The organism is Catenulispora pinisilvae (genome assembly GCF_015356865.1).
Taxonomy (GTDB): Bacteria; Actinomycetota; Actinomycetes; order Streptomycetales; family Catenulisporaceae; genus Catenulispora; species Catenulispora pinisilvae.
On sequence record NZ_JAAFZA010000499.1, the window covers coordinates 1 to 1,473 of the forward strand.

Annotated in this window: 2 protein-coding genes; both read left to right on the top strand. The window is 67.1% G+C overall.

Going from position 1 to position 1,473, the window contains the following annotated elements; all coding sequences use genetic code 11:
* Positions 1 to 143: 143 nt before the first annotated feature.
* On the top strand, positions 144 to 986 hold the full coding sequence (locus IZR01_RS49140; protein ID WP_194891440.1) for an IS5 family transposase: 843 nt from the start codon (positions 144 to 146) through the stop codon (positions 984 to 986).
* A 9-nt stretch (positions 987 to 995) separates the two neighbouring features.
* Positions 996 to 1,424 (top strand): hypothetical protein, encoded by a 429-nt coding sequence (locus IZR01_RS49145; RefSeq protein ID WP_194891439.1) that lies wholly within the window; start codon positions 996 to 998, stop codon positions 1,422 to 1,424.
* The last annotated feature ends 49 nt before the right edge of the window (positions 1,425 to 1,473 follow it).

Below are 1,473 nucleotides of genomic sequence, written 5' to 3' on the forward strand. Positions count from 1 at the left end.
GTCTGTCCGGTTCGTCGTTGGCTTTGGGTTGGGCTCCTGTGCAGGAGGTTTCGGTAGTTTCGTAGGGTTCTGTCATCGCGCTTTTCGGTGACAGCCAGCGGATTCGGCACTGCGGCCGCCCGTCGCGGTGCTTCGCTGGCACGGTGAGCGAGCGTCGCGGCTACTACACCGACACCACCGATGAGCAGTGGGCGCTGCTTGAACCGCTGGTGACGGCCTGGAAGGCCAAGCATCCGTCGGTAAGCGGGCACCAGGGCCGGTACCCGATGCGCAGGATCGTCGACGCGATCTTCTACCAGAACCGGTCGGGGTGTCAGTGGAGCCTGCTGCCCACGGACTTCCCACCGGCCTCGGCGGTGAAGTACTACTTCTACACCTGGCGCGACGACGGCACCGACGCGGCGATCCAGGAGATTCTGCGGTGCCAGGTGCGCGAGCGGGCCGGCCGGACCGAGGACCCCTCACTGGTGGTGGCCGACTCCCAGAGCGTGCATGCCGCGGTGAACGTGCCGGCGGCGACAACCGGCCGGGACGCCGGCAAGCTCGTACCGGGCCGGAAACGCGGCATCGCCGTCGACGTCATAGGGCTGATCATCGCGGTGGTGGTGTTCGCCGCCAGCGTCCACGACAACGTCATCGGCACCGCACTGCTGGACAAGGTCGCCGCCCGCACCCCGACAGTCGTCAAGGCCCTGGTGGACCAGGGATTCAAGAAGACCGTGGTCGAACATGGCGCGGAACTGGGCATCGAGGTGGACATCGTGCAGCGCAACCCCGATCAGTCCGGGTTCGTGCCGCAGGCGATCCGATGGCGGGTCGAACAGACGCTGGGCACGCAGATACTGGACCGGCGCCTGGTTCGCGACTATGAATCCGATCCACGAGCCTCGGAGTCCCGTGTGCTGTGGTCCTCGACGGCGTCCATGACCCGGCGGCTGACCGGCACCGCCGCCCCGACCTGGCGCACAGCGCCGGAAACAGCGTAGGCAACTGCGGTGACCCGAACCACCCTGGAGAAGATCGCTGACCGCCAGCAGGCTCTGAGCGCGCAGGCCGATCAGGTCAGGGCCCAGATCCAGCAACTCGCCGACCGGCTGCGCGACCTGGACGCCGAGCTGTCCGATCTGCACGTCGCCCGAAAGGTCATCCTCGAACTCGGCCCGGACGAACCCGCGCCGCCCGGCCTCCCGGACCACCCCGACTACCAGCACATCCTGACCGTCCTGACCGGGACCAAGACCCCGCAGCGCGCCAAGGATCTGTGCCACGCCCTGGACATGGAGCTGACGCCCAACCGGATCGAAGGCGTCCGCGCCAAAGTCAAACGCCTGGTCAAGAACGGACTCGTCGTCGAGAACGAACCGGGATTGTTCACCCTCGCACACCCGCCGACCGCCGAACCGGCCGCCGACCAGCAACCCTAACCCGCAGCCAACGGCAAAACGGGCATTAACTTACAGCCCGCCCTCTGAG